This is a genomic window from Bradyrhizobium sp. AUGA SZCCT0182 (assembly GCF_018130185.1).
Taxonomy (GTDB): Bacteria; Pseudomonadota; Alphaproteobacteria; order Rhizobiales; family Xanthobacteraceae; genus Bradyrhizobium.
In genome coordinates, this window is sequence record NZ_JAFCLY010000013.1 from 1 (window position 1) to 25,444 (window position 25,444).

Genomic DNA, 25,444 nt, shown 5'->3' on the forward strand with positions numbered 1-25,444 from the left:
TCTCGCGTGCGGTTTGCACAAAACAAAGTGCACACGAGCATACAGGGCAGCGGAGAACACCCGGCCTTCCCTGCGCAATGGCTTTACGGCTTATGCCGTGCTCTCCCCGGAGACGAGTTCTGGGTTGACTCCGTCGCTGCCATTTCCGCTTGCGCTTCTCCGACAGCTTGACGCCTGCAACGGGCGCCAGGACCACACGGTTTTGCCGTACGCTAGGTCCACGCCATCGTCAGACGTAGACCAGCGTCCACCGCAACCCGCCCAACGTCCGTGACGACGGCCGACGCCCTCTGAGTGGGACGGGATGGCGATAGATGCGCACTGATTTGGGTCGGCCGACAACGGAAATATTTTTGATTTACAGAAATTTTGCACACTTGACACGATTTCTGTAAGTCAGAAGTGATTTGCCCGTCGGGCTAGATGTTGTGGTCCGTAGCCCGGATGGGCAACGCGATATCCGGGTCTTGTGTCGCACTGCCCCGCCGCTCCGCCGTTTCCAGTCCTGCGTCATCATGAAGCTGCCGTAGCCGCAGACTGCGAGCACCCGCCGGTTCGGATGAATCAATCCCGCCATGATCGCATACGGCGCTGCGAAAGACGCGATTTTGGCGGCAGGCCTGCGAACCTTTGACAAAGTCGGGTTCGACCAGGCCACTGTGATGTCGGTCTGTGAATTGGCCGGCGCCTCAAACGGCAGCTTCTTCCATTTCTTCGGATCGAAGCGTGGTCTCGCAGCGGAACTGTTCCTGCGGGCGCTTCGCTCCTACCACGCAGCAATGCTCGCGCCTTTGAGCCAGGATCCGGACGCCGCCACCGGGGTTGCTGAACTGGTCGCAGCCCATCTTCGATGGGTCGTGGAAAGTCGCCGCGAAGCCAATTTCCTGTTCGAGCAATCGCGAGCAGAATGGCTGACCGAAATTCGGAAGGATCAGCAGGAAGTCAATTCTGCTTTCCGGGCCGGCATGGCGCGCTGGTTCGATCCGCATGTCGCATCCGGCGCGATACGCGGTATGCCGATCTCGATTTTCACCAGCCAGATCATCGGCCCCGCCCAGATACATTGTCGCGCCTGGTTATCCGGACGCGAGCGCAGCGATCCGCGCGAGCACACAGCTTTTCTTGCGGAATGCGCGATCCGATCCGTCGTAAACCTGGAGAGTTAGTATGATTGTCGATGCGTGGATGCAGCATCCAACCGAACGCCATTCCGCCAACGAAATGTTCGCCTCGCTTCGCCGCTGGACACGCGCGACACCCCGGCCTGCGGTGATCACGCCGGAAATGACTATCTCGGCCATGGACGAAGGCCATGTTACCGCGGGGCTCGCTGCAGCATGGTGTGCCCCCGACGGATGGATGATTTCCAACGACGAGGTTGCCGCCGTTGCAGCCGCGTATCCCGACCGCATCATCGGCGTTGCAAGCGCATCCCTGCACAAACCGATGGACGCGGTCCGCGAACTGCGCAGGGCCGTGAAGCAGCTTGGCTTTCGGGCTTTGCGGGTCGTGCCGTGGCTTTGGAATCTTCCTCCGACCGACCGGCGCTACTATCCGCTCTACGCCGAATGCATCGAACTCGATATTCCGTTTTGCACGCAGGTCGGCCATACCGGCCCGCTGCGGCCGTCGGAAACGGGGCGCCCGATTCCCTACATCGACGAGGTCGCGCTCGAATTTCCGGAGCTTCGGATCGTCGCCGGTCACATCGGCTATCCCTGGACTCAGGAGATGATCGCGGTCGCGACCAAGCACGAAAACGTCTTCATCGACACATCGGCCTATACCACGAAGCGATATCCGGCGGAGCTGGTGCAGTACATGCGTGGCCACGGCCGGGAGAAGGTCCTGTTCGGCACCAACTATCCGATGATCAGGGCCGCCAAGGCGCTGGAGGGACTGGGCGAACTCGCACTTGACGACGAAGCAAAAGCTCTCTTCCTCGGCGGCAATGCCGTGCGGGTGTTCAAGCTGGAACAATTCATTGCCCAACGGAGGGCCGCGTGAGCGACTGGGAACCGTTCGTCAAACCCAGTCCATTTCTCGACAGCATTGGCCCATTTTGGCAACGCGAACGCGACGGGGTGATTGAGATCGGGCTTGCCATCGAGGAACGACATTGCAATGCGCGCGGCCGCGCCCATGGCGGCCTGATCGCAACGCTTTGTGACATGGCGCTTGGCCACAATGTGGCTAGCCGCCCTGAGGCGACCTCGCGCTACCTGACCACGTCGCTCAACATCGATTACCTGGCCGCGGCAGTCGCCGGTCAACACGTCACGGTCGTCGTGGATCGCGTACGGGCCGGCAATACGCTCGGCTTCGCACAGGCGGCGGTGATGGCCGACGACCGGTGGATCGCACGCGCCAGCGGAATCTTCACGGCTCAAAACAAAGCGCCAAAAGGCTGATGCGGAGGGCGGCGGCGCAGGTTGCGTCGACCATGTCGTGAATCAACCGGGAAACTCAAAATGCAGCATGGCCTGACGACGTTGCTGTCCACACTCCGTCGCGAGAATCGCCAGCAAAGCGGGCTTGATCCCTCCCTCGTCCCTCCGGATGTGGGCACGGCCTACACGATCGCGGCAGACATCGGCCGGGAACTCGGTTGGAGCGTCGGCGGCTGGAAAATCGCCGCGATGAAAGCGGAGATGCAACGGGCGCTGCGCACCGACCGCCCCATCTACGGTCGCGTCTTCAAACAGTTCATTCTCGCCAGTCGGACGAATTTTGCAGGGCGCAGGCTGCTGCATCCGCTTTCGGAGATCGAATACGCAGCTTTGCTGGGAAAGGATATGCCGCCGCGCGAGCAGCCCTATTCTGAAAGCGAAGTTGCCGACGCGATTTTGTCGCTTCACCCCGGGCTCGAGCTTGCCGAATGCCGTTTCGTGCACGACGCGTCGTTCCCGCCCCTGACGGCCATTCTGGCCGATGGCAGCGGATCAGGCTTCATCATCTACGGGGAGCCAATCGCAGATTGGCGCAGCAAGGACATCGCCGGGCAGGAAGCCGTGCTGTGGGTGAACGGCGTCGTGAAACGCCGTGGGCGCGCGGCGGACGCCATCGACCATCCGCTGGTGCCACTCACATGGCTCGCCAACGAACTCTCGCGTACCGGTATCGGCCTCAAAGCCGGAGCGATGGTCAGCACCGGCACGTTGACCGGCATGGCACTGGCGCGGCCAGGCGATGAGCATGTGGCCGATTATGGTCCTCTCGGCGAGGTTCGCATTAAATTTTCCGCCTAGGGCAGTTTGAGATGCACCGGGCGAACCAGGGCAGGAATGCTTTGCGCGGAGACGATCTGCGTCGCCATTTGGTGAGTGGTCACAAGCCCGGCGCTGAAATTTTCAACCACCCGGGACGCCGGCGTGCAGCTCCTCGACCAGCACGCGCATGTTCTCGCTGTAGTCGACGGGCACCACGACGAGATGCACGCCGCCTGCACTGAAAGCGGCCTCCAGCATCGTCGAGAGTTCCGAGACCTTGCCGACGCGCGCGCCCTTGGCGCCATATGATTTGGCATAAGCGACGAAATCAGGGTTGCCGAACTCCAGGCCGAAGTCGGGAAACTCGTCGACTTCCTGTTTCCAGCGGATCATGCCGTAGGCGCGATCCTCCAGTATCAGCACGACGAGGTTCAGCTTGAGCCGCACCGCCGTTTCCAGCTCCTGCGAATTCATCATGAAGCCGCCGTCGCCGCAGACCGCGAGCACGCGCCGCTTGGGATGGAGCAGCGCCGCTGCGATCGCCGAAGGCAGCCCCGCCCCCATGGTCGCCAGCGCGTTGTCGAGCAGCAGCGTGTTGGCGACGCTGGTGCGATAGTTGCGGGCGAACCAGATCTTGTACATGCCGTTGTCGAGGGCCACGATGCCGTCAGGCGGGATGACGGCGCGGACGTCGTGCACGATGCGCTGCGGCGTCAGCGGAAACCGGTCCTCGGTCGAGCGCTCGGCGAGATGGGCGAGAATGCCTTCGCGCAGGCCCAGCAATGCCTGACCGTTGGGGAGCTTGCCTTCGAGGCGATCGGCGAGCGCGGCAAGGCCCGCGCCGACGTCGCCGACGATCTCGGCCTGCGGGAAGTAGACCTGCTCCACCGTCGCCGGCGTGACGCCGACATGGATCACCTGCGGGCCGTCATGGCCCATCAGGAACGGCGGCTTCTCGACGGTGTCATGGCCGATCGAAATGATCAGGTCGGCCTGGTCGATGGCCTCGTGCACCCAATCCCGTTCCGACAGCGCCGCCGTGCCCATGTAGAGATTGGAGCCGGCATTGACGGCCCCCTTGCCCATCTGGGTATTGAAGAACGGAATCTTGCATCGCCGCACGAACGCCGACAGCGGCTCGGCGAGCAGCGTCCGGCTCGCCGCGGCGCCCAGCATCACGAGCGGCTTTTTGGCGGCCATGATCATGGCAGCGGCGCGATCGATCGCCGCTGATGGCGCCACCGGCAGCTCGACGGTGTGCGGCGGAATCATATCGGCGGTGGCTTCATCGGCCGCGATGTCCTCGGGAAGTTCGAGATGCACCGGACCCGGCCGCTCCTGCTGCGCCACGCGGAAGGCGTCGCGAACCAGGGTCGGAATACTCTGCGCTGACACGATCTGCGTCGCCATCTTGGTCAGCGGCCGCATGGTCGCGACGATGTCGACGATCTGGAAGCGCGCCTGACGGCTGCTCCGGATCGCCTTCTGTCCTGTGATCATCACCATCGGCATCGCGCCGAGATGCGCGTAGGCCGCTGATGTCGTCAGGTTGAGCGCGCCGGGCCCCAGCGTCGTCAGGCAGACGCCGGCGCGTCCGGTAAGCCGCCCGTAAGTGGCCGCCATGAAGCCGGCGGCCTGCTCGTGCCGCGTCAGCACGAGCTTGATCTTCGAGCGCCGCAGCGACTCCAGCACGTCGAGGTTCTCCTCGCCGGGAATGGCGAAGATGTATTCGACGCCCTCGTTTTCGAGGGCCGCCACCAGGAGATCGGAGGCTTTGGTCACGCGGCTCCCCTCACACCCGGCTCCGCTTTCTCCGCCCGGTGCGGCAGCGTCCAGTCCGGCCGGATGAAGTGGCAGGTGTAACCGTCAGGATATTTCTCAAGGTAATCCTGATGCTCGGGCTCCGCCTCCCAGAACGGCCCGACGGGCGCCACCTCGGTAACGACCTTGCCGGGCCACAAGCCGGAGGCATCGACGTCGGCGATGGTGTCTTCCGCGACCCGCTTCTGCTCATCATTGGTATAGAAGATGGCCGACCGGTAGCTCGGGCCCAGATCGTTGCCCTGGCGGTTCAAGGTCGAGGGATCATGGATCTGGAAAAAGAACTCCAGCAGCTTGCGATAACTGATCACTTTCGGATCGAAGATGATCTCGATGCCTTCGGCGTGATTGCCGTGATTGCGATAAGTCGCATTCGGCACCTCGCCGCCGGTATAGCCCACCCGCGTTGAAATCACGCCGGGATAGCGGCGCAGCAAATCCTGCACACCCCAGAAGCAGCCACCGGCAAGGACTGCGCGTTCCGTCGAAACCGTCATGTCGGTCCTCCCTTCGCTTCGCTGCGGGCGTCATTCCCCGCAAGCCATCAAGCGCGCATAATGCGGCCGAACGATGCCAAATTGCAAACAGCAACAAGCGGCTGCTTGCGTCGGAAACGGCCGTTCGCTCGAGTTGCATTAGCGATCCGGCAGCCCACGCTCGGCTGACGAAGCAGCAGCGGGCACGCCTATTGCCCACGACCCTGCTGGCTCCGTCATGTCGGCGGCAGCGCAGATCCCGGAATTTGGCATTCAAGCCTCGCCGATCTCACGGCCCGAATCGATCCCTACTCCGTAGTAATCAGCACGGCCCGCCGATCTGAATTTCAGAGTAAGCTCGCCTGCCCGCTGGAAGGCCTTTGCCGTATCACTCGCCGTGAGCGCCACGGTAGTGGTTATGTCTGAAAGGCTTCCACCCGCCGCGGCTGCAAGCACCGCTGAAATCATCGTGGGTTCATCCGGCGCTTCCGCTATGATCAGCCAATCGTAGGGTCCCAAAGTCAGATACCAACTGATCAGTCGAGCACCGGCGGCGGCGAACAACTCCGCGACCGCCTCGGAACGGTCCTCCGGCTTCGCAGTCATCCCCTTGATGGCCGCTGCGGTGTAACGACCTTGAGAAATGTAAATCGTCATGCTGGCCTCCTCTGCATTCGCTAGTGGTCCATTTCCGAAGTAACGTCGTGTCGCGGTGATGTTCGCATTAGCATTGCAATCGAATGTCCGAAATGGGGGGTGGGCTCAATTGGTCAGCGCAACACTCTAATCTTTTAGCAAAGATGGAGTGTGGACATGAAGCAGCGACGTCGCCTTTACTACTCGGCGGCCCAGCGATCCGAGATCTGGGATCGCTGGCAGGCCGGCGGCATTCGTCCTCCGGATCGGCACCGTGCCAAACAGGCGCTCAGCCTTTCTGAACGAGAGGAGATCTCTCGATGGCTCAGCATGCGCTGCTCGTTGCGGTCGCTTGCGCGTCAAAAAACCGGACGTTTCCTGAAAATCAGGTGTCGGACCCAATCCCGATGCCTGACCGCATTCTGACCCCGATTGGCTGATTCCCCCTCGCCTCTTCGCCGCAAAGTGCTAGAATTTAGATATGTCCTGAATGACCGAATGACACTGCGCGAGCTCATCGCTTTCGTCGGCGCCTCGGCTTCAGTTCGCCGGAACGAGAAAAGAGCGCAGCTCTGCCATCGGCACAAGGGAGGACATCATGCTCGACAAGGCCCCGGACGGAAAAATGTCTGATCTGCTCAACGCGCTCGACAAAGCGCTGTCCGCTGGCGAGGTGGAACGCGCCGTCGATCTCTTTCAGGCTGACTGCTACTGGCGCGACCTCGTTACCTTCACCTGGAATATCAAGACAATGGAGGGCAAGGAACAGGTTCACGACATGCTCAAGGCGCGGCTCGCCGATACGAAGCCGTCGAACTGGAAAATTGCGGACGGAGAGGACGCTTCCGAAACAGACGGAATAATAGAAAGCTGGATACAATTCGAAACGGAGGTCGCGCGTGGCTTTGGCCACATCCGCCTGAAAGACGGCCGGATCTGGACGTTGCTGACGACCATGAGCGAACTCAAGGGACACGAAGAGGCCGTGGGCTTCGACCGTCCGATGGGGGCAAAACACGGCGCCGAACGCAACCGAAAAACGTGGAAGGAAGAACGCGAGGCCGAAGCGGCCGAACTCGGCTACACGCGCCAACCCTATTGCGTCATTGTTGGTGGCGGTCAGGGCGGCATCGCACTCGGAGCCCGGCTGCGCCAGCTCAATGTGCCGACAATCATCATCGAAAAGAACGAACGACCTGGCGACAGCTGGCGCAAACGCTACAAGTCACTCTGCCTGCATGATCCTGTTTGGTATGATCATCTGCCCTATCTGCCGTTTCCCCGGAACTGGCCGGTCTTCTCACCGAAGGACAAGATCGGGGACTGGCTCGAAATGTATGCAAAGGTGATGGAGCTCAATTACTGGGGCTCAACCGAATGCAAGAAGGCATCCTACGACGAGAAGAGCCGCGAGTGGACCGTCATCGTGCAGCGCGACGGCAAGGAAATCGTCCTCAAGCCAAAACAGCTCGTACTAGCGACGGGAATGTCAGCCAAGCCCAACACGCCGAAATTCGAAGGCATGGAGATTTTCAAGGGCGATCACCACCATTCGTCGCAGCATCCGGGGCCGGACAAGTACAAGAACAAGAAAGCCGTGGTGATCGGCTCGAACAATTCCGCCCACGATATTTGTGCCGCGCTTTGGGAAGCCGGAGCGGACGTTACCATGGTTCAGCGCTCGACGACCCACGTTGTGAAGTCGGACTCGCTGATGGAACTCGGATTGGCCTCGCTTTACTCCGAACAGGCGGTCCAGTCTGGAATGACGACGGCCAAGGCCGACCTGATCTTTGCGTCACTGCCCTACAAGATTCTGCACGAGTTCCAGATCCCGGTTTATAACGCGATCAGGGAACGCGATGCCGATTACTACAAACGCCTCGAGAAGGCAGGCTTCCTGCTCGATTATGGTGACGACGATTCCGGTTTGTTCATGAAATACCTGCGGCGTGGATCCGGATACTACATCGACGTCGGCGCTTCGGAATTGGTAGCCAATGGCAGCATCAAGCTGAAGAGCGGCGTCGATGTCAAAAAGCTCACGGAACATTTCGTCATCTTGACCGACGGGACCGAGCTGCCGGCTGATCTCGTCGTTTACGCCACCGGCTACGGTTCGATGAACGGCTTCGCCGCGGACCTGATCTCCAGGGAAGTTGCCGACAAGGTCGGTAAGGTCTGGGGACTAGGCTCGAATACGACCAAAGACCCCGGCCCATGGGAAGGCGAACAGCGAAATATGTGGAAGCCGACGCAGCAGGAGGGGCTTTGGTTCCATGGCGGTAACCTGCACCAGTCACGTCACTACTCCCAGTTTCTGTCCCTCCAGTTGAAGGCACGAATGGAAGGCATTCCAACATCGGTTTACGGCCTCCAGAAGGCCCACCATCTGAGCTGATTGCCTGTTTCGATTGCTTTGAGCAGGCCTGGAGACGACACCTATAGGCCGGCCCGGCTGGTCTGCTGATGTCCGACCAGCATAGGAGCATTCTCTCCATCATGCGGCCATTCTTTGAACAAGACTGAACGCAGTGTCGGCGGCTGGTCGACCCGACGAATAGTCGACCTCAACCTTGGGATGACGTTGGACGGAAAAGGGAAGCGCCAATGAACTCCACACCCACTTCGAAGGCAAATGCCTCCCCCGATGCCCCGGTCCCGCGCACCGATGAACGACTCGCGCACGCCTACGGACAGATCACACGCGCGAGTGAAGAGCTTGCGCGCGTGAGTGAACAGGTTGCAAAAATGGAGCACGATGCCGAGCGCCCACCTTCGGCCGGACCTCCTTCGGCCGGACCTCGCCCGCAATCACCGCCTGGAAAGCCGGCGCGCCGGGCGCTCGTCGGCCTGGTGCTGGCGGCGTGCATCGTTGTCGCTGCCCTGGTTTTGCAGTCCTCCTATGGAGCCGGGGCCAAGCTGGTTGTCGCCCGTTGGGCCCCCCAGCTGGTTTCAACATTGCCGTCGGAAAATCCGCCGGTACCCGCCCTGCAGGCGCCATCTACCGTTCAAGTGGCCGCGGCGGAGCCAGCACCACCGCAAGCATCGCCCTTGCCTCAGACCGCACCGCAAGACGCCGCGCCGACAACCACTGCAGCGCTTCCTGATCACACAGAGTTGCTGCAAACGATGGCGCGCGATCTCGCGAATCTCGAGCGAAACATCGAACAGCTCAAGGCGAACCAGCAACAAATAGTCCGCGACAGTTCAAAGGCCATTGAGGAGCTCAAGGCGAACCAGGAAGAGATGAAACGCGTACTGGCGAGAGTTTCCGAGCAGAACCCGCCCAAGACGTCACCGCCTCCGGCGCAGCCGACTCCGACCTTGCGCAAGCCCGAGCGCACGCTTCAGTCGCCGCACGTAAGGGCGCGGCCTCGAATCCAAAGAGAGTGGATCTATGACGAGGACTGGTAACCTTCGATGCAACGTCCATCAAAGTCTTGTGCTGAAACAGCGCTTTGATCCGATACAGCGCGCTATGCGTCGCGCGATGTCGTCGTCGTTTGTAGCCACCGATCGATTCGCGTTTGACGTAAGGCACTGACATCTGCATTTGGCCGAATGACCGCTTCGCGCCAGAAGCGGCCGTTTGCGCCCGATGGTCCGTTGCACTTTGCTATCAGGCTACCAACTCCATTTGGCGCGACGAACATTCGTGCCGAGCCGCCAAAGTTCCACTGATCGTTCATTTTGCATGCTCTTGTGATCTCGTTCACACGAGCGTTTTCAGGGCTCTGCTAATCGTTCCAAGCCACTAGCCGCTGGATGCCGGACCTGCTGCATTTGGGGATCTTTATGGACGACGCGTTTTATAAAGACCGAGCCCGGTATATCAGGCAACTTGCCAACGAAGCCGACCCCTTCATCAAGAAACGACTGTTGCGTCTTGCGAGCAACTACGACGCCATGACGACGCCCTTCGCGAGGGGGCCTGCTCCGTCCAACGTGACCGAAGGCCCCGAAGATAACCTAGCAGAAACCGGAAGAGGTCACGGGGAGTGAAGTCCACCACCTCATAGCGCTTCAATCCCTTTCCGCCCTTTACAGCGCCAGATCCCGGATCAGACAGTCGCGCCTGATGCTCATTGGAGCCAGTCGGCAATATTTGAAGTACGCCATCGCGCGATTTCGTCAAATCTTGAGAGAGGCGTTTCAAACCCTGCGCATCGATGCATCGGCATGCACAACGACATTGGTCCTCTTCATTCGCAATCAGCCACAAGCTCAAATGCATTTGTTTGCGCATTAACGTCTCCTTTGCGGCCAGAAGCGGCCGTTCGAAAGAGGGCGGCGGCTATTTCCGGTAAGTAACGGTGAGATGCCCGCCATGGCCGCACGCGCTCGAACAAGACGACAGAATGCACATGGGCATGGACGAGCGTTTCATCTTCGCCTTGCGCAATCGCGCGAGCGGCCTCATTCTCGTCGCAGGCTATGCTGGCCATACCCGGGGGGCGATCCACGCCGTGACGACAATATGCGCCGCGCCGCCTCCCCCTACGCGCTTTGGATGGAGTACGAGATGTTTCGGCGTTGCCTTTTCCTAACCCTTTTCCTTGCTCCGGCGCTCCTGCCCCTGCTCGCGTCGCCAGCCCGCGCGGCGGACAAGGCGTGGGAGGATTGCGGTCAAATCGCCGATCAGGAACGCAAGATCGCCGGATGCACGGAGGTGTTGGGACGCGGCGCGGCCGAGAGCGAGACAAGCCGCGCCAACGCCTATGTCAATCGCGGCTATGCCTACGGCACCGTCGATAACGACCGCGCCATCAAGGACTACGACGAGGCGATCCGCCTCGATCCGAAAGTTGAACGTGCCTATAACGCCCGCGGTCGAGCCTACTTCTTGAAAGGCGATTACGACCGCGCCATCAAGGATTACGACGAGGCGATCCGCCTCAATCCGAAATATGCGCTTGCTTATACCGGTCGCGGCAAGGCCTACCACAGCAAGGGCGATAACGATCGTGCCATCAGGGATCACGACGAGGCGATCCGCCTCGATCCGAAATATGCGCTTGCCTATGAGATCCGCGGGCGGGCCCATGAAAACAGGGGAGACGCCGCCCGGGCCAGGAAGGATTTCGACGAGGCGGCGCGGCTGCGGCCGAGAGCGGGACAAACGGCGTTGGTCCCAAAGAATGCCGACGACTATAATGATCGCGGACACGCCTACTCCGAAAAGGGCGATCACGACCGCGCCATCAAGGATTTCGCCGAGGCGATCCGCCTCGATCCGAAAAATGCGACGTCCTACAGCAATCGGGGCGGCGCCTACTCCAACAAGGGCGACAACGAACGTGCCATCAAGGATCTCAACGAGGCGATCCGCCTCGATCCGAAATTTGTGGTTGCCTATTTCAATCGCGGCAGCGCCTACAGGGACAAGGGCGATCACGACCTCGCCATCAAGGACTACAACGAGGCGATCCGCCTCGACCCGAAATATGCGGCGGCCTATTTCAATCGCGGGGTGGTTTACGTCACCAAGGGCGATTACGACAGCGCCATCAAGGAATACGACGAGGCGATCAGTCTCGATCCGAAAGATGCGAAGGCCTATTACAATCGCGGCGTCGTCTACACCAGCAAACGCGATAACGATCGCGCCATCAAGGATTTCGACGAGGCCATCCGCCTCGATCCGAAATATGTGATTGCCTATTACAATCGCGGCAATCTCCACAGGGAGAAGGGCGATAACGACCGCGCCATCGCTGACTACAGCGAGGCGATCCGCCTCGACCCGACATATGTGTCCGCCTATTTCAATCGCGCGGCTGTTTTCGTCGCCAAGGGCGATTCTGACCGCGCCATCAAGGAGTACGACGAGGCGATCCGCCTCAGGCCGAAAGATACGGCGGCCTATTCCAATCGCGGCAGCGTCTACGCCAGCAAGGGCGACAACGACCGCGCCATCAAGGATTACAGCGAGGCGATCCGCCTCGATCCGAAAAATCTGCGGGCGTATAGCGGTCGCGGCGATGCCTGGCGCGGCAAGAGCGATTTCGATCGCGCCGCCAGGGATTACGGCAAGGTGATCGAACTGGCCGGCAAGCCGGAGAAGGCGCACTGGACCTACTGGCTTTATCGCGGCGTGAGCTTTGAGCGGCTCGGCAAATGGCCTCAGGCCGAGGTGAATTTTCTCAAGGCGATGGAGCTCGATCCCGATCAACCCGACGTGCTCAATCAACTCGGCTATAACTGGGTCGAGCGGAGCCTCAAGCTCAGGGAAGGCCTGGCGCTGCTCGAGAAGGCCGTCAAGCTCAGGCCGGACGACGGCAATATGCTCGACAGTCTCGGCTGGGCGCACTACCGCCTCGGCGACTACCCGGAGGCGATCAAGGTCCTGGAGCGCGCGGCCGCTCTAGAACCAACGTATAGCGAAATAAGAGACCATCTCGGCGATGTGCACTGGCGGGCGGGACGCCAGGACGAGGCACGCAAATCCTGGGAACAGGCGTTGTCGCTCAAGCCCGATCCAGCCGAAGCGAAGAAGATCAAGGGCAAGATCGCCCGAGGGCTGGAAAAATGAGGCGCCCGGCGGCGCAAGCGGCGACACGACCGTCCGTGTCCGCGCCTGCACTGCTTTGAAGCAGTGCCTTCGGGAACCTAAAAAGAAAGATAAAACGGAGCGAAATCCAAAACGGTTCGCAACCTATTTAAATTGAGTGTTCCTCAACTTCGCGGGCTGATGCTGGGTGCAATCGATGGGGCGCATCAGGAGCCGATCATGCCGACCAAAGCTCGAGCAACCGCATCCGCCGGCCCCGCGCAAGCGCGCGAAGATATCATCAGCGCGCAAGCCCTCAGTACTCTGAGCGCGGGTGCGGTAAGTGCGATGAGCGCCGTTGGGGCCGCAGTCCTCAAGAGGCATAAGCATGCGATGGCTAAAAAGCCGGAATGGTTTTGGCACATTTTCGCGAAGTGCGAGGCGAAGGCCGCTCGCATCGCCGAGCAGGCCGCCCGCGCCCCTCAAGCGTGCGGCGATGCGGCATTCATTGAGTCCTATGCCAGGAGCCTGCCGAAGCTGATGGCTGCCGCGCTAAAAGCTCACGAGAAAGCTCTAAGAGACTGAGCCTGAGGCATCAGAGACTGAGCCTGAGGCATCAGAGACTGAGCCCGAGGCATCAGAGACTGAGCCTGAGGGCATCGCCTGGAGCAGCCTACGGAGACCGACCTCTCGTTGTGGGTTCGACCAGCACGCTGCGAAGTTCGTCGATCCGTTGCGCAAGATCTATCGCATTTGCCTTCAACACGTTCATCGCATGACCGCGGTGGCCTTCATCTTCCAATTCTGCGATCCGGTCGTTGAAGGCATTCAGTTCTTCTTCCAGTTTCTGAATTCCATGTTGGATTGGAAATCGCCGGGCAGGATATTTATCGACGGTTGGTCGCTTCGCTGGACCCGCACCCTGCAAGCCTCGCCGGCGCTGTGTTGACATGGCTCCTCCGAATCGCGAGCACGTGGCGACTTCAATCTAGCGTGTTTTTCGTCGGAGGCACCATGTTGTTTGCTGCGGTGCAGGGTCTGCTTTGGCACCCAACCGACGTCGATAGTTGCGTCTGCTTCGCGCTATCTTAGCGTGCTTCTGCAATTCCGTTGCAGCACAATCTGGATTACCTCGCCCGGATGGCAGATCGTCTCAGGCACGTTGTCATGCCTTGAACCGCTCGGACGGGACCCGCATACTCTCTATCCTGGGGTGCCGTTTTCCAGAGCACCCGCTCTTGGGAGGAATAGGGATGAAAGCATTCACTTTGGGTGCGGCGATCACGCTTGCGTTTTCCGCCGCCGCCTATGCGCAAGCACCAAGCTGGACCGTTCCGGCGGAAAGCCAGCGCTGCCCTTCGAAATGGGGCGCCGCCGACGAGCGCGGTTCGGCCAATCACCAGAAACCCGCGGCCGTGATGAACGCCGCGAAGCTGATCAAGAGCGGCGAGGTCATCGAGCTCGCATACGTGCTCGGTCCCAGCATGCCGTTTTTCGGGACACGGCGCTTCGACGTGCACACCAAGCGCACCTTCATGAACCAGTTCTCCAACATGCGCGGTTCGAACGAAGAGCTCGTCGTCACCGAACTCGGCCAGGTCGGCACGCAGTTCGACGGCTTTGCACACCAGACCCATCTCAACAGCTGGTACAATTGCCAGAAGGTCGACGAGAACGCCGAGCGCAACGGCTTCAAGAAGTTCGGCATCCACAATGTCGGCACGCTGTTCACCCGCGGCGTCCTGATCGACGTCGCGGGCTTCAAGGGCGTCGAGATGCTGGGTGACAATTACGAAATCACCGTGGAGGATCTCGAAGGCGCGCTGAAGAAGCAGAACCTGACGCTGCAGCCCGGCGACGCGGTGCTCATCCACACCGGCTGGGGCAAGATCTATGGCAAGGACAATCCGCGCTACGTGAAATCCTGCCCCGGCATCGGCGTGCCGGCCGCGCTCTGGCTCGCCACCAAAGACCCGATGCTGCTCGGCGCCGACAACTGGCCAGTCGAAGTCTCGCCCAACCCCGACAAGCAATTGTCGCTTCCGGTGCACCAGATCGCCCTCGTGGTGAACGGCATCCACCTGCTGGAGAACCTCAAGCTTGACGAACTCGCGCAAAAGGGCGTCGGAGAATTCGCCCTTCGTGATGCAGCCGCTCAAGATTCAGGGCGGCTCCGGCTCGACGGTGTCACCGGTCGCGGTGAGGTAGCGGCGGTTCTCGATATCCGAGAGCCTCGGTGCTTCGACGATCGTAAACCATGATCACGTCCAAGTGCCGTGCGATGTCTGCTCTGGAAGTGGAGCGGACGTCGCACGACCGGACCTCAAGGATTCCACCCGCCGCTGCCATACGGGCGGGTGATAAGTTCAAGCAGGTGGCCGTTCGGGTCCTGGAAATAGACACCGCGTCCGCCGTCGTGACGATTGATCTCCCCTGATTGGCTCCGCCCGGGATCGGCCCAGTAGGACAGCTTTCGATCCGTAACCCGGCCGAGAATCTCGTCGAATTCGGCTTCGCTAACCAGGAAGGCGTAGTGCTGCGGCGTGATTTCGCCGTCGGTGTCCATGTAATCGAGATTGGCTCCGTTTTCGGTGGCGACCATCTGAAATGGCCCCCACCGCGTCGGGGCCGGAAGATTCAGCATCTCGGCCAGGAAATTAGCCGAGGCCTTGCTGTCGCGGGTCGACAAGATCGTGTGGTTGAAATGGATGGCCATCTCGCTCCTCCTGAAAGCAGCCGGGGCTTTTTGCCGCTCCGTTGCAAGCATCGGGTGCCAATCGCCGACCGTGCTGCATCTCTAAGATGCTCGTGATCTCATAAACAGCTGATATGGCCGATCGTTCCCGCAACGCCGACCGCTATCCCAACTCAAAGGTCGTAACGCCGAATACCCGCTCCAGCCGCAACGGCGGAATTGCCAGCATCGCGGCGTCAGGACCACACGACTTCCCGGTCCGCTTCAGCCACGCTCGTCAGTCGCAACATCAGCGGCCACCGCATCCCACCGCACGTGCGATTGCCAAAGTATTGCCCGCGCTAGCCCGCATTTGCGTTGTTGGTCTGCACACGTCAGTTGCGGCCACCCGTAAACGGAACTGCTCAATCTGGAGCAATTCTAGTAACCACCCATCGCGCTGCGAAGGTGCCTGCGTTAGAGCGAGGCCTCAAAAAATCGTACCGGCCAAGCCGGCAGGCTTCAGGATACACGCAGCGTGAGACCAAAAGAGTTCCACTCGCCTTCCGCCACTCGACTTCAGCTGACACGGATGATCTGCCTCGGGGCAGTCAGCGGATTTGCCCTCGTCCTGCCGACCGGCGCCGCGCTGGCGCAGTCGTCACTCCCGGCAATCACAGTGGAATCGCCGCAGCAGCGCGCGCGCCCGGCCGCGGCCCAACCATCCCGCCGCGCGGCAACCACGCGCGGCGCACGCGCCAATCGCGCAGCCCGGGCGCCGCAAGCGGTGCCGGCTGCGATCCCATCCGGCCCCGGCGCCGGCGAGCGCGCCAATGGTCCGGTGCAGGGCTTCGTCGCGACTCGCTCCGGCACCGCGACCAAGACCGACACGCCGCTCATCGAAACGCCACAGTCGATTTCCGTCGTCACCACCGATCAGGTCAGAAACCAGGGTGCGGTGTCGATCGGTGAGGCGTTGCGCTACACCGCCGGCGTCAGCGGCGATGTCAACGGCGGTTCAGACACGCGCTTCGGTGGCCTGCAGATCCGCGGCTTCGACATGACCATGCCGGGACTCTACATCGACGGCCTGCGGGTGCCATCCAGCAACTACGTACATTTCAACGGTCTCGATCCATACGGTGCCGAGCGCCTGGAGGTCCTCAAGGGGCCGTCGTCGGCGATGTATGGCGGTAGCGGCACCGGCGGCATCCTCAATTACGTTACCAAGCTGCCGACCGCGCAGCAGTTCGGTGAAGCCTCGATCTCGGGCGGCAGCTTCAACCGCTATCAGGGCCAGTTCGACATGGGCGGCCCCGCCAACAAGGAAGGCAGCGTGCTGTGGCGGCTGACCGGCGTCGTTCGCGATGGCGAGACCCAGGTCGACTTCACCAAGGACAACCGCGTCTTTATCGCGCCGGCCGTCACCTTCAAGCCGAACGAGGATACGACCATCACCTTCCTGGCCAACTATCAGAGGGACAGGGCAGGATGGGGACTGCAGTTCCTGCCGGCTTCGGGCACGGTGTGGCCCAATAACGGCCGTACCATCCCGGTCTCGTTTTTCGCGGGCGTGCCCAGTTTCGACGCTTTCAACACCGAGATCGCGACCGTCGGCTACCAGCTCTCGCACGACTTCAGCGACGCCGTCACCTTCCGGCAGAATCTGCGCTACGCCTACCAGCACAACGAAGAAAAAGTGTTCTATGGCGGCGGCTACACCAACGAGGCTGCGGGTCTGCTTGCGCGTTACGGCAGCACCAGCAACTCGTACATCAATTCCTTCGCGGTCGACAATCAGCTGCAGGGCAGGTTCACCACCGGCTTCCTCAGCCACACGACGCTGGTGGGCATAGACTACCGCAACACCTCATTCCGCGACACCGCCTATAGCGTGACGACCTCGGCCCCCGAGATCAACGTGTTCACCCCGGTCTACAGCTACGACTGGACCATTGGGGCCATGAGCGACAACACCGGCATCAAGCAATCGCAGGTCGGTCTCTACGCGCAGGACCAGATCAAGCTCGGCCGGCTCTCGTTCCAGCTCGGCGGCCGCCAGGATTTCGTCACCACGAAGGTCGACAGCGGTCTCTTCAACACCTCGGCCACGACCGACGCCTCGGCGTTCACCGGCCGCGCAGCGGTCATGTACAATTTCGACAATGGAATCGCGCCATATTTCAGCTATTCCGAATCTTTCCTGCCGGTGCTGGCGACCAACGCGGCGGGCCAGTTGCTCAACCCGGAGACCGGCGTTCAGTATGAGGTAGGCGTCAAGTACCAGCCGGTCGGCCTGAACGCCCTGTTCACGTTCGCGGCGTTCGACCTGACGCGCTCCAACGTCGTTACATACCCGCCACCGCTCTATACCGCTGAACAGACCGGCCAGGTGAAGTCCCGCGGCATCGAGCTCGAAGGCACGGTGTCGCTGGCCGACGGCTGGAACCTGCGCGCGGCCTACGCCTATGTCGACGCCGTGATCACGCAGGACCCGGTAAATGTCGGCAAGGCGCCCCCCACGGTGCCGCTCAACCGCACCTCGCTGTGGAGCGACTACACGCTGCGGAGCGGGCCGCTTGCCGGGGTCCAGTTCGGCGGCGGCATCCGCTATGTCGGCGCGACCTGGGGCGATAACGAAAACACCTTCAAGGTCGAAGCGGCCACCGTGCTGGATGCGCTGCTCGCCTACAACAAGGACAATTGGCGCCTGTCGCTGAACGTCACCAATCTCGCCGACACGCGCTATGTCGCTGCCTGCTACAGCCTCTCGGGATGCTTCTACGCGGAGGGGCGCAAGGCGATCGGCAAGGTAACCTATCGATGGTGAGGCAACCCCAACAGAACGGGCGAACGCCATGAGATCGATCTTCGGGCGACTACATCGCTGGGCCGGCCTTCTCACGGCCGGCTTTCTGTTTTTTTCGGGCATTACCGGCGCGATCATCTCGTGGGATCACGAGATCGACGACGCGCTCAACAAGCATCTGTTCGACGTGACCAGCAGCGGTCCGGCGATTCCCTCCATCGATCTCGTCAAGCTGATCGAGCAGCGCGATCCCCGCGCGCGCGTCATCCACATGTTCATGACGCCGGAAAAGGACCACTCGCTGTGGTTCTTCGTGTTGCCTCGGATCGATCCCGCCACCGGCAAGCGATTCAGCCTCGACTACAACCAGATATTCCTCGATCCCAACACCGGCGCAGAGCTCGGCCGGCGCTACTGGGGCGCGGTGTGGCCGGTGACGCGCGAGAACTTCGTCTCGTTCCTCTACAAGCTGCACTACACCATGCACATTCCGGAGTTCTGGGGCAGTGACCGCTGGGGCATGCGCGTGCTCGGCGTCATTGCCATCATATGGACCATCGATTGCTTCGTCGGTTTCTATCTGACGCTGCCGTCGCGTCGCCGCGCCCGGGCGGGCCGCGCACCTGCCGTCGAGCGCGAGCTCGGCCGTGGCTTTTGGGTGCGCTGGGCGCCGGCCTGGAAGATCAAAACCTCGGGCAACACCTACCGGATCAATTTCGACATCCACCGCGCCTTCAGCCTGTGGACCTGGGCGCTGCTGTTCGTGATCGCCTTCACGGCGTTCTCGCTCAATTTGTATTTCGAGGTGTTCTCGCCGTTGATGAAGACGGTGTCGGATTATACCCCGACGCCCTATGAGCAGCGTCCGTACCGGCATCTCGACGATCCGATCGAACCCAAGGTCAGCTTTGCCGACATCGCCGCACGTGCGGCGGCCGACGGCAAGAGCCGCGGCTGGACCACGCCGGTCGGCTCGATCAATTACGGTCCGGCGCACGGCGTGTATGCCGCGGGCTTCTTCCACCCCGGCGACGATCACGGCAGCGGCGGCGTCGGACCGGCGCAGCTTTACTACGACAGCGAGGACGGACGCCCGATCGGCGCGCGGCTGCCGTGGGTCGGCACCGCCGCCGACATCTTCGTGCAGGCGCAGTTCCCCCTGCATTCCGGCCGTATCGTCGGGCTGCCCGGCCGCATCCTGATCTCAATCATGGGGCTGGTGGTTGCGGCGCTGTCGGTGACCGGCGTCGTGATCTGGTGGCGCAAGCGCCGTGCCCGGGTCCGGGTGCGCGAGACCGCGGCGACACGACCTGGCGGACAGCTCGCGCCCGCAGAATAGCGCCGCTACCCGAGCTCAAACGTCGTAACGCCGAACACCCGTTCCAGCCGCAACGGCGGGATCGTGCCGGTATACATCCGCGCCGTCTCGAACACCGGCGCCAGCCCCAGATCCTGCGCCAACGCGACGGCGTCGCGGCTGATGCCGGGAACGTCGAGGAATATCTCGCCGCCGCCCACGCTGGCCAGCAAAGCCGATAGAACGACCTCGGCCGTGGCGCGATCGTCGGCCACCAGCGGGCCGATCTTGTGGCCCTTCCGGCATGCGCGGATCACGCCCCATCCGGCAAGCGCGCCATCGCGCACGAGGGCGCGACCGCTATGCCCGGGCGCGTTGATCCAGGCGCGCAGGAACGCGGTGCGCGGCGCCGGAAACACGGTCGCGTCGTAGGCCGCCACGGCCGCCAATGGAAGTTCGGTCAGCGCGACGACGCCAGATGGCACGGCCGGGGCCGCGACGGTGCCGCCATAACGGACGTTGGCGTAGGCCAGTTCGAATCCGGACCGCCGATAGTTTTGCTGCTGCGCGACCACGCCGTCGAGCCCGATCACGCGCGGGCCCGCATGCGCGATGGCCGCGTTCCATATCCCCAACCCGTAGCCGCGGCCGCGCAGATCCGCGCGCACGATATAGAAACCGAGGAAGGAAAAATGATCGCTGTAATTGACGCAGGAGACCGTCGCCGCCGGAGCGCCATCGAGCTCGCCGATGAAAAAGCCCTGGGGATCAACGGTTGCGAAACAGGCGGCGTCGGCGAAGCCCGGGTTCCAGCCTTCGGCCGCCGCCCAGTCGACGGCTATCGAGATGTCGTCCGGCCGCATCGGCCGGATGCGCAAATCATTCATGGCGGCGATCGCACAGTTGGAATTATCAACCGATATCACAAATTATCATGAGAAAACGCGATGTCCGCAATAACCGGCAGATGGTCTGAACAACTCCTCGCCTCGTGATCGGTCCACGCCTTCACAATCGTCCCGCTCGGGGTGGCGTAGACGCGGTCGAGGCGCAGGACGGGGAATCGCGACGGGAACGTCCGCAGGCGCGTTCGAACCGGACATCGCGCTGCCAGGGCCCGGCGCACGGACTTGAACCAGAACCAGTCGTTGAAGTCACCGAGGACGATGGTCCATGGCGCATTCACCAGCGCGGCGAGCGCCTGCGCCTGCGCGTAACGTTCGTGCATGCTCAGACCAAGATGGGTCGCCACCACATTCACCTCGCCGATCGGCGCGAGGATGCGCGCGGAAATCGCCCGGCGCGGTTCCCTCTCCTGATAGGAGACGTCGGTCACTGTGGGTTCGCAGGCGAAGGGCCATCGGCTCAGCAGGACCTGGCCATAGTGACCATCCTGCGTGACGATCGAGTGGGCTTCCACGCGGTGCTCGCCTACGGCGTCCGCCAGCCGTCCGAACACATCGTCGAGGCGTCCGCGCGAGTCGACTTCCTGCAGGGCCACGACGTCAGGCGACCATTTCTCAATGACCGAACAGACACCTTCAAGGTCGAAGTCGGGATTGAGATTGAACGTGCCGTGCACGTTCCATGTCATCACGCGCAGCGTACCCGTCACGTTCGCCGACCGCTCAGCCAGGTCACCAGGAACTGGACCGCGAGACAAACGGCGATCCACAGCACGATGGTCAGGCCGAGCGGCACGATGTTCGACCATGAGGCATTCCTGGCGAAGTCCGCGATCTGCGCGCCCAGCGCGGCCATCGTGATGATGCCCGGCGCCATTCCAAGCAGGGTTCCGATCAGAAAGTCGCTCAGTCGGAGCTGGCTCGCGCCAGCCAGAAGGTTGACCAGCGTAAAGGGAGCGATCGGGACCATCCGGATCATCGCCACCGCGACAACGCCGCGGCCGGTGATGCGGTTCTGAACGCGCAAGGCGCGGGCGCCGAGTACCGCCTGAAGGCGTTTGTGACCCATTAGACGGCCGATCATGAACAGCAGCAGTGAGCTCAAGAGGACCCCAACCGTGGCGCTCAGGGCGCCGATCCAGGGCCCCAGCGCCGCCGCCGTCGCGGCAATCAGGACGATCACTGGAAATACCACCAGCCCGCCCAGCACGAACAGCGCAACCGCATACAGCGGCGCGAATGCCGATTGCGCGTGCTGCGAAATCAGCGAGGCTACGTATCCGAGATCGGTGTAGTTGCTCAGCGGCGTATAGCGCCAGGCAAGGGCCAGTCCCGCCAGCGCGGCCGCGGTGCCGGCCGCCGCCATCACGGTACGCCCGTTCCACATCCGCCGCGCGGCGCGCTGGAGGTTGAGCGGATGCCTTGGATCCGCGAGCGGCTGGACGATGCCGATCAGCGCCGGCGCATGTTCGAAATCGATCGGCACCAGCGCCCTGCCCGCGCCACTCGCCGCATGGCGGTCGATAAATCCAAACAGGTCGTCCTCATTGTCCGCGATGACAGCTTCGTCAAGCCCGCAAAAATGCCCGATCAAGCGGCGCCGCTGGCTGCGGATGAAATCACGGTGACGTTCGGACGTCGCCTCGAACGCCAGGTCGCATTCGGTATCCGCCCCCATGGAGCGGTTGTTGATATTGGCGGAGCCGACGCGGAGAAAGCCGTCGTCGACGATCATGACTTTGCTGTGCACCATCACCGCTGCGGATGATTTCTCATCGGCGACCGACGGATAAAGGATACGAAGGCGATCGGTAACCCCGGCGGCAACGAACGGATCGAGGAAGCCTTCCCGGCCGCCCTGCATCGCCTGGGATTCGAACCATGACGAATGCCCCTTCGGGGTCACGATGAGAACACGCAGCGCGGGAACGTCCAGCATCCGCCGCGCCAGCGAGCGCGCGATCTCGTTGGCGCTGGTGAACTGGTTCTCGATATAGATGAAGCTGTTCGCCGCGTTGATCGAGGCCTCGAACAACCGCGCGACCTCATCTATTTCCTCGCAGGTCTCGGTTTTCGGTTCGGTTCTCGCGATGCCGGCCGTAATCGCTTGCGCCTGCGCCGGTACGGATGCCGGCCAATGATCGCCTGCGACGGGCAGCAGCGGTTCACTGGTGCAGCCGGCCGCCGTCCACCTCGCCATTGCGATTTCGCCGAGCGCGGCTGCCGCCGGGCCCTCGACCATGCACTGGACATCATGGAATGGCGGGTAAGGCTTGCCGTCGGGATCGCGGCGCAACGGATGGTCGAGACGGTGCTCGCTGGTGTCCCACCTGCGGATCGTGAGGTCGAGGCCACCGACGAAGGCGATCGCATTGTCGGCCACGACGATCTTCTGATGCTGGGCGGAGCCCAGGGGCAGACAGGCATCCAGGCAGAAGCAAAGTCGTCCGTCACAGCCCGCGGTGAATTTTGCAGCGGAATTCCATTCGCGCTCCGCGGCATACAGCGCCGCGAAATCCCAGGTCAGGATGTTGATGCGCAGCGCCGGCTTGCTCTGCAGCAAGGCCTTCAGGAAGGCGCCGAGCTTGACCGGCAATCCATCTTCGGCACGGCCTGACGGCCCCACCAGGTCGGTCTCGCTGTGAATATCCCAGCCGACGATATAGACCTGCCGCTCCGCGCGGAGCAGCACGTCCCGCAGGGCCGCGAAATATTCGGCCGCGTCGTTCAGCACAGCCACCCGGCTTGCTTCGCCCTTTTTCCAGATGGTCTGGCCAGGGACGAGAATGGATGCACGTTGAAGCAGTTATCACCTCTGCTGAATGAGAACGCATATCCCATTCAAACGCCCTGGAACTTGCTGAGTTCCCTGCCCGGCAGTGGCGCGGGATCATTGCGAACAAAGCGAGAATCAGTGACCGTTGATTCGCTCCTGGGGACGAACCATTCGTGTCAATTGCCGCTGCCTATCTCGACAATCTCAATCCGGAACAGCGCCGCGCGGTCGAGCATGGCGCGATCGGACCGGGCCCTGTTGCGCCGCTCCTGGTGATTGCCGGAGCTGGATCCGGCAAGACCAACACGCTTGCGCATCGCGTGGCCCACCTGATCGTCAGCGGTGCCGACCCCCGCCGCATTCTTCTCATGACGTTTTCACGCCGTGCTGCATCCGAAATGACCAGGCGCGTCGAACGGATCGCGCGGAAGGTCATGGGTGACAACGCCGGCGTGATGACCGATGCCCTGGCCTGGGCCGGCACCTTCCACGGTATCGGTGCGCGTCTGCTTCGTGAATACGCAGACCAGATCGGCCTCAACCCCGCCTTCACGATCCACGACCGCGAGGACTCAGCCGACCTCATGAATCTGGTCCGGCATGATCTCGGCTTCTCCAAGACCGAAAGCCGTTTCCCAACCAAGGGCACTTGCCTTTCGATCTACTCGCGATGCGTCAACGCCGAGGCGCCGATCGAGCAGGTTTTGGGGGCATCATTCCCGTGGTGCGCCGGATGGGCAGCCGAATTGAAAGAATTGTTCGCCGGCTATGTCGAGGCCAAGCAGCGCCAGAACGTGCTCGATTATGACGACCTGCTGCTCTACTGGGCGCAGACCATGAAAGATGCTGAAATCGCCGACGATATCGGCGGCCGCTTCGACCATGTCCTGGTCGATGAATACCAGGACACCAACCGCCTGCAGTCGTCCATTCTGCTGGCACTCAAGCCCGGCGGCCACGGCCTCACCGTCGTCGGCGACGATGCGCAGGCGATCTATTCATTCCGCGCTGCGACGGTGCGCAACATCCTCGACTTCCCGACACAATTCTCGCCACCGGCCAGCATCATCACGCTTGATCGAAACTATCGGTCGACACAGGCCATTCTGGCCGCAGCCAATGGCGTGATCGATCTGGCCCGCGAGCGCTTCACCAAGAATCTCTGGACCGACCGGAGTTCGGGGACAAAACCCCAGCTTGTCACGGTGCGCGACGAAGGCGACCAGGCGCGCTGCATCGTGGAACGCGTTCTGGAGAACCGGGAGTCCGGCGCGCGGTTGAAGGAGCAGGCCGTTCTGTTCCGGACATCCAGCCATAGCGGTTCGCTGGAAGTCGAGTTGACCCGGCGCAACATCCCCTTCGTCAAGTTTGGCGGCCTCAAATTCCTCGACGCCGCCCACGTCAAGGACATGCTGGCGTTGCTGCGCTTCGTCGAGAACCCGCGAGATCGTGTGGCCGGCTTTCGGCTGATGCACCTGATCCCGGGCGTCGGCCCCGCCTCGGCGCAGCGCGTGCTTGATCACATGGCCAACGATCCCGATCCGATTGCAGCGCTTGCCCGGGCGCCAATCCCGCCGCGCGCCGGCGAGGACTGGAAAACATTCACCGCCGTCATTGCGGACCTGCGCCGTTCAACCTGGCCTGCCGATCTCGAACGCGCGCGTTTGTGGTACGAACCGCATCTGGATCGAATTCACGAGGATGCCGAAACCCGCCGGGCCGATCTTGTCCAGCTTGAACAAATCGCGAGCGGATATGCCTCCCGTGAACGCTTCCTCACCGAACTGACGCTCGATCCGCCCGACGCCACCAGCGACCAGGCCGGGGTTCCCCTGCTCGACGAGGACTATTTGATCCTGTCGACGATTCACTCTGCCAAGGGCCAGGAGTGGAAGTCGGTGTTCGTGCTCAATGTGGTCGACGGCTGCATGCCCTCGGACCTCGGTACCGGAACGACGGCCGAGATCGAAGAAGAACGACGGCTGCTCTACGTCGCCATGACCAGGGCCAAGGATGATCTGCATCTTCTCGTCCCACAGCGTTTCTTCACGCACGGGCAGCACGCGAAGGGCGACCGCCACGTCTATGCGTCGAGAACCCGTTTCATTCCCGATCGCCTGCTCGCCTTGTTCGACAAGACGACCTGGCCGCTCGCGGTGACGGGAGCCGCTTCCCGGCCCGCAAGCAACGGTCCGCGCATTGACGTCGGTGCTCGCATGCGCGGGATGTGGCGGTAGAGCGTTTTCCAGCCAAGTGGACACCGGGTCGCGTCAAGAAAACGCGTCAAAGCAGAATCTAGAGCCCCGTTCCGATTCCATCGGAACGGAAAAGGCTCTAGTCCGCTGAAC

At 61.9% G+C, this 25,444-nt stretch carries 21 protein-coding genes; 13 read left to right on the forward strand and 8 right to left on the reverse strand.

What is annotated here, in order from left to right; translation table 11 throughout:
* The first annotated feature begins 608 nt into the window (after window positions 1-608).
* From JQ611_RS15775 to JQ611_RS15790, 4 genes are read left to right on the forward strand one after another with little or no spacing between them, the layout of a single operon-like run.
* On the forward strand, window positions 609-1,166 hold the full coding sequence (locus JQ611_RS15775; protein ID WP_249133211.1) for a TetR/AcrR family transcriptional regulator: 558 nt from the start codon (window positions 609-611) through the stop codon (window positions 1,164-1,166).
* A gap of 1 nt (window position 1,167) precedes the next feature.
* A complete protein-coding gene (locus tag JQ611_RS15780) occupies window positions 1,168-2,007 on the forward strand; it encodes an amidohydrolase family protein (RefSeq protein ID WP_212389127.1) in 840 nt (279 codons plus the stop codon).
* Window positions 2,004-2,411: a PaaI family thioesterase gene (locus JQ611_RS15785; RefSeq protein WP_212265016.1), complete on the forward strand. Its 408-nt coding sequence runs from the start codon at window positions 2,004-2,006 to the stop codon at window positions 2,409-2,411. Before JQ611_RS15780 ends, JQ611_RS15785 begins: the two co-directional genes overlap by 4 nt.
* A gap of 60 nt (window positions 2,412-2,471) precedes the next feature.
* Window positions 2,472-3,248 (forward strand): 2-keto-4-pentenoate hydratase, encoded by a 777-nt coding sequence (locus JQ611_RS15790; RefSeq protein ID WP_212465942.1) that lies wholly within the window; start codon window positions 2,472-2,474, stop codon window positions 3,246-3,248.
* A 102-nt stretch (window positions 3,249-3,350) separates the two neighbouring features.
* Here the strand turns inward: JQ611_RS15790 and JQ611_RS15795 are convergent, their stop codons facing one another.
* The 3 genes from JQ611_RS15795 to JQ611_RS15805 all read right to left on the reverse strand — a co-directional run bounded on the left by JQ611_RS15795 (window position 3,351) and on the right by JQ611_RS15805 (window position 6,163).
* Window positions 3,351-4,991 (reverse strand): acetolactate synthase large subunit, encoded by a 1,641-nt coding sequence (locus JQ611_RS15795; RefSeq protein ID WP_212465943.1) that lies wholly within the window; start codon window positions 4,989-4,991, stop codon window positions 3,351-3,353.
* A complete protein-coding gene (msrA, locus tag JQ611_RS15800; protein ID WP_212465944.1) occupies window positions 4,988-5,527 on the reverse strand; it encodes a peptide-methionine (S)-S-oxide reductase MsrA in 540 nt (179 codons plus the stop codon). Before msrA ends, JQ611_RS15795 begins: the two co-directional genes overlap by 4 nt.
* 252 nt (window positions 5,528-5,779) lie before the next feature.
* On the reverse strand, window positions 5,780-6,163 hold the full coding sequence (locus JQ611_RS15805) for a GYD domain-containing protein (RefSeq protein ID WP_212265020.1): 384 nt from the start codon (window positions 6,161-6,163) through the stop codon (window positions 5,780-5,782).
* A 577-nt stretch (window positions 6,164-6,740) separates the two neighbouring features.
* Here JQ611_RS15805 and JQ611_RS15810 point away from each other — a divergent pair.
* The 5 genes from JQ611_RS15810 (at window position 6,741) to JQ611_RS15830 (ending at window position 13,220) form a co-directional block, all read left to right on the forward strand.
* A complete protein-coding gene (locus JQ611_RS15810) occupies window positions 6,741-8,543 on the forward strand; it encodes an NAD(P)/FAD-dependent oxidoreductase (protein WP_212465945.1) in 1,803 nt (600 codons plus the stop codon).
* 209 nt (window positions 8,544-8,752) lie between these two features.
* Window positions 8,753-9,559: a hypothetical protein gene (locus JQ611_RS15815; RefSeq protein WP_212465946.1), complete on the forward strand. Its 807-nt coding sequence runs from the start codon at window positions 8,753-8,755 to the stop codon at window positions 9,557-9,559.
* Between the two features lie 381 nt (window positions 9,560-9,940).
* Window positions 9,941-10,147 (forward strand): hypothetical protein, encoded by a 207-nt coding sequence (locus JQ611_RS15820; protein ID WP_212465947.1) that lies wholly within the window; start codon window positions 9,941-9,943, stop codon window positions 10,145-10,147.
* A 520-nt stretch (window positions 10,148-10,667) separates the two neighbouring features.
* On the forward strand, window positions 10,668-12,677 hold the full coding sequence (locus JQ611_RS15825; protein ID WP_212465948.1) for a tetratricopeptide repeat protein: 2,010 nt from the start codon (window positions 10,668-10,670) through the stop codon (window positions 12,675-12,677).
* 198 nt (window positions 12,678-12,875) lie between these two features.
* Window positions 12,876-13,220: a hypothetical protein gene (locus tag JQ611_RS15830; RefSeq protein WP_212389121.1), complete on the forward strand. Its 345-nt coding sequence runs from the start codon at window positions 12,876-12,878 to the stop codon at window positions 13,218-13,220.
* Between the two features lie 88 nt (window positions 13,221-13,308).
* Here the strand turns inward: JQ611_RS15830 and JQ611_RS15835 are convergent, their stop codons facing one another.
* A complete protein-coding gene (locus tag JQ611_RS15835; protein ID WP_212389120.1) occupies window positions 13,309-13,587 on the reverse strand; it encodes a hypothetical protein in 279 nt (92 codons plus the stop codon).
* 301 nt (window positions 13,588-13,888) lie between these two features.
* On the opposite strand from JQ611_RS15835, the gene JQ611_RS15840 reads away from it, so the two are divergent.
* Window positions 13,889-14,896: a cyclase family protein gene (locus tag JQ611_RS15840; RefSeq protein ID WP_212465949.1), complete on the forward strand. Its 1,008-nt coding sequence runs from the start codon at window positions 13,889-13,891 to the stop codon at window positions 14,894-14,896.
* 62 nt (window positions 14,897-14,958) lie between these two features.
* On the opposite strand, the gene JQ611_RS15845 is transcribed toward JQ611_RS15840, so the two are convergent.
* Window positions 14,959-15,351: a VOC family protein gene (locus JQ611_RS15845; RefSeq protein WP_212465950.1), complete on the reverse strand. Its 393-nt coding sequence runs from the start codon at window positions 15,349-15,351 to the stop codon at window positions 14,959-14,961.
* 799 nt (window positions 15,352-16,150) lie between these two features.
* On the opposite strand from JQ611_RS15845, the gene JQ611_RS15850 reads away from it, so the two are divergent.
* Together JQ611_RS15850 and fsrB are read left to right on the forward strand one after the other, a co-directional pair.
* A complete protein-coding gene (locus JQ611_RS15850; RefSeq protein WP_212466006.1) occupies window positions 16,151-18,139 on the forward strand; it encodes a TonB-dependent siderophore receptor in 1,989 nt (662 codons plus the stop codon).
* 28 nt (window positions 18,140-18,167) lie between these two features.
* Window positions 18,168-19,457, forward strand: coding sequence for a siderophore utilization protein FsrB (fsrB, locus tag JQ611_RS15855; RefSeq protein ID WP_212465951.1), 1,290 nt, complete (start codon window positions 18,168-18,170; stop codon window positions 19,455-19,457).
* Between the two features lie 5 nt (window positions 19,458-19,462).
* Here the strand turns inward: fsrB and JQ611_RS15860 are convergent, their stop codons facing one another.
* Genes JQ611_RS15860 through JQ611_RS15870 form a run of 3 tightly spaced genes read right to left on the reverse strand, consistent with a single transcriptional unit; the run spans window position 19,463 to window position 23,060 of the window.
* Entirely contained in the window at window positions 19,463-20,302 is an 840-nt protein-coding gene (locus JQ611_RS15860; protein ID WP_212465952.1) for a GNAT family N-acetyltransferase, read from the reverse strand.
* Between the two features lie 35 nt (window positions 20,303-20,337).
* The gene (locus JQ611_RS15865; protein WP_312010979.1) at window positions 20,338-21,030 is read right to left on the reverse strand and encodes an endonuclease/exonuclease/phosphatase family protein; all 693 of its coding nucleotides are present in this window, start codon (window positions 21,028-21,030) and stop codon (window positions 20,338-20,340) included.
* A complete protein-coding gene (locus tag JQ611_RS15870; protein ID WP_212465953.1) occupies window positions 21,027-23,060 on the reverse strand; it encodes a VTT domain-containing protein in 2,034 nt (677 codons plus the stop codon). The genes JQ611_RS15865 and JQ611_RS15870 overlap by 4 nt, the downstream gene beginning before the upstream one ends.
* A gap of 209 nt (window positions 23,061-23,269) precedes the next feature.
* On the opposite strand from JQ611_RS15870, the gene JQ611_RS15875 reads away from it, so the two are divergent.
* The gene (locus JQ611_RS15875; protein WP_212465954.1) at window positions 23,270-25,333 is read left to right on the forward strand and encodes an ATP-dependent helicase; all 2,064 of its coding nucleotides are present in this window, start codon (window positions 23,270-23,272) and stop codon (window positions 25,331-25,333) included.
* The last annotated feature ends 111 nt before the right edge of the window (window positions 25,334-25,444 follow it).

Excerpts from the sequence above, each read along its gene's own strand:
- JQ611_RS15790 (WP_212465942.1), top strand. The coding sequence starts at position 2,472 with ATGCAGCATGGCCTGACGACGTTGCTGTCCACACTCCGTCGCGAGAAT.
- JQ611_RS15825 (WP_212465948.1), top strand. The coding sequence starts at position 10,668 with ATGTTTCGGCGTTGCCTTTTCCTAACCCTTTTCCTTGCTCCGGCGCTC.
- JQ611_RS15830 (WP_212389121.1), top strand. The coding sequence starts at position 12,876 with ATGCCGACCAAAGCTCGAGCAACCGCATCCGCCGGCCCCGCGCAAGCG.
- JQ611_RS15780 (WP_212389127.1), top strand. The coding sequence starts at position 1,168 with ATGATTGTCGATGCGTGGATGCAGCATCCAACCGAACGCCATTCCGCC.
- JQ611_RS15835 (WP_212389120.1), bottom strand. The coding sequence starts at position 13,587 with ATGTCAACACAGCGCCGGCGAGGCTTGCAGGGTGCGGGTCCAGCGAAG.
- JQ611_RS15840 (WP_212465949.1), top strand. The coding sequence starts at position 13,889 with ATGAAAGCATTCACTTTGGGTGCGGCGATCACGCTTGCGTTTTCCGCC.
- JQ611_RS15805 (WP_212265020.1), bottom strand. The coding sequence starts at position 6,163 with ATGACGATTTACATTTCTCAAGGTCGTTACACCGCAGCGGCCATCAAG.
- JQ611_RS15810 (WP_212465945.1), top strand. The coding sequence starts at position 6,741 with ATGCTCGACAAGGCCCCGGACGGAAAAATGTCTGATCTGCTCAACGCG.
- JQ611_RS15820 (WP_212465947.1), top strand. The coding sequence starts at position 9,941 with ATGGACGACGCGTTTTATAAAGACCGAGCCCGGTATATCAGGCAACTT.
- msrA (WP_212465944.1), bottom strand. The coding sequence starts at position 5,527 with ATGACGGTTTCGACGGAACGCGCAGTCCTTGCCGGTGGCTGCTTCTGG.
- JQ611_RS15860 (WP_212465952.1), bottom strand. The coding sequence starts at position 20,302 with ATGAATGATTTGCGCATCCGGCCGATGCGGCCGGACGACATCTCGATA.
- fsrB (WP_212465951.1), top strand. The coding sequence starts at position 18,168 with ATGAGATCGATCTTCGGGCGACTACATCGCTGGGCCGGCCTTCTCACG.
- JQ611_RS15845 (WP_212465950.1), bottom strand. The coding sequence starts at position 15,351 with ATGGCCATCCATTTCAACCACACGATCTTGTCGACCCGCGACAGCAAG.
- JQ611_RS15815 (WP_212465946.1), top strand. The coding sequence starts at position 8,753 with ATGAACTCCACACCCACTTCGAAGGCAAATGCCTCCCCCGATGCCCCG.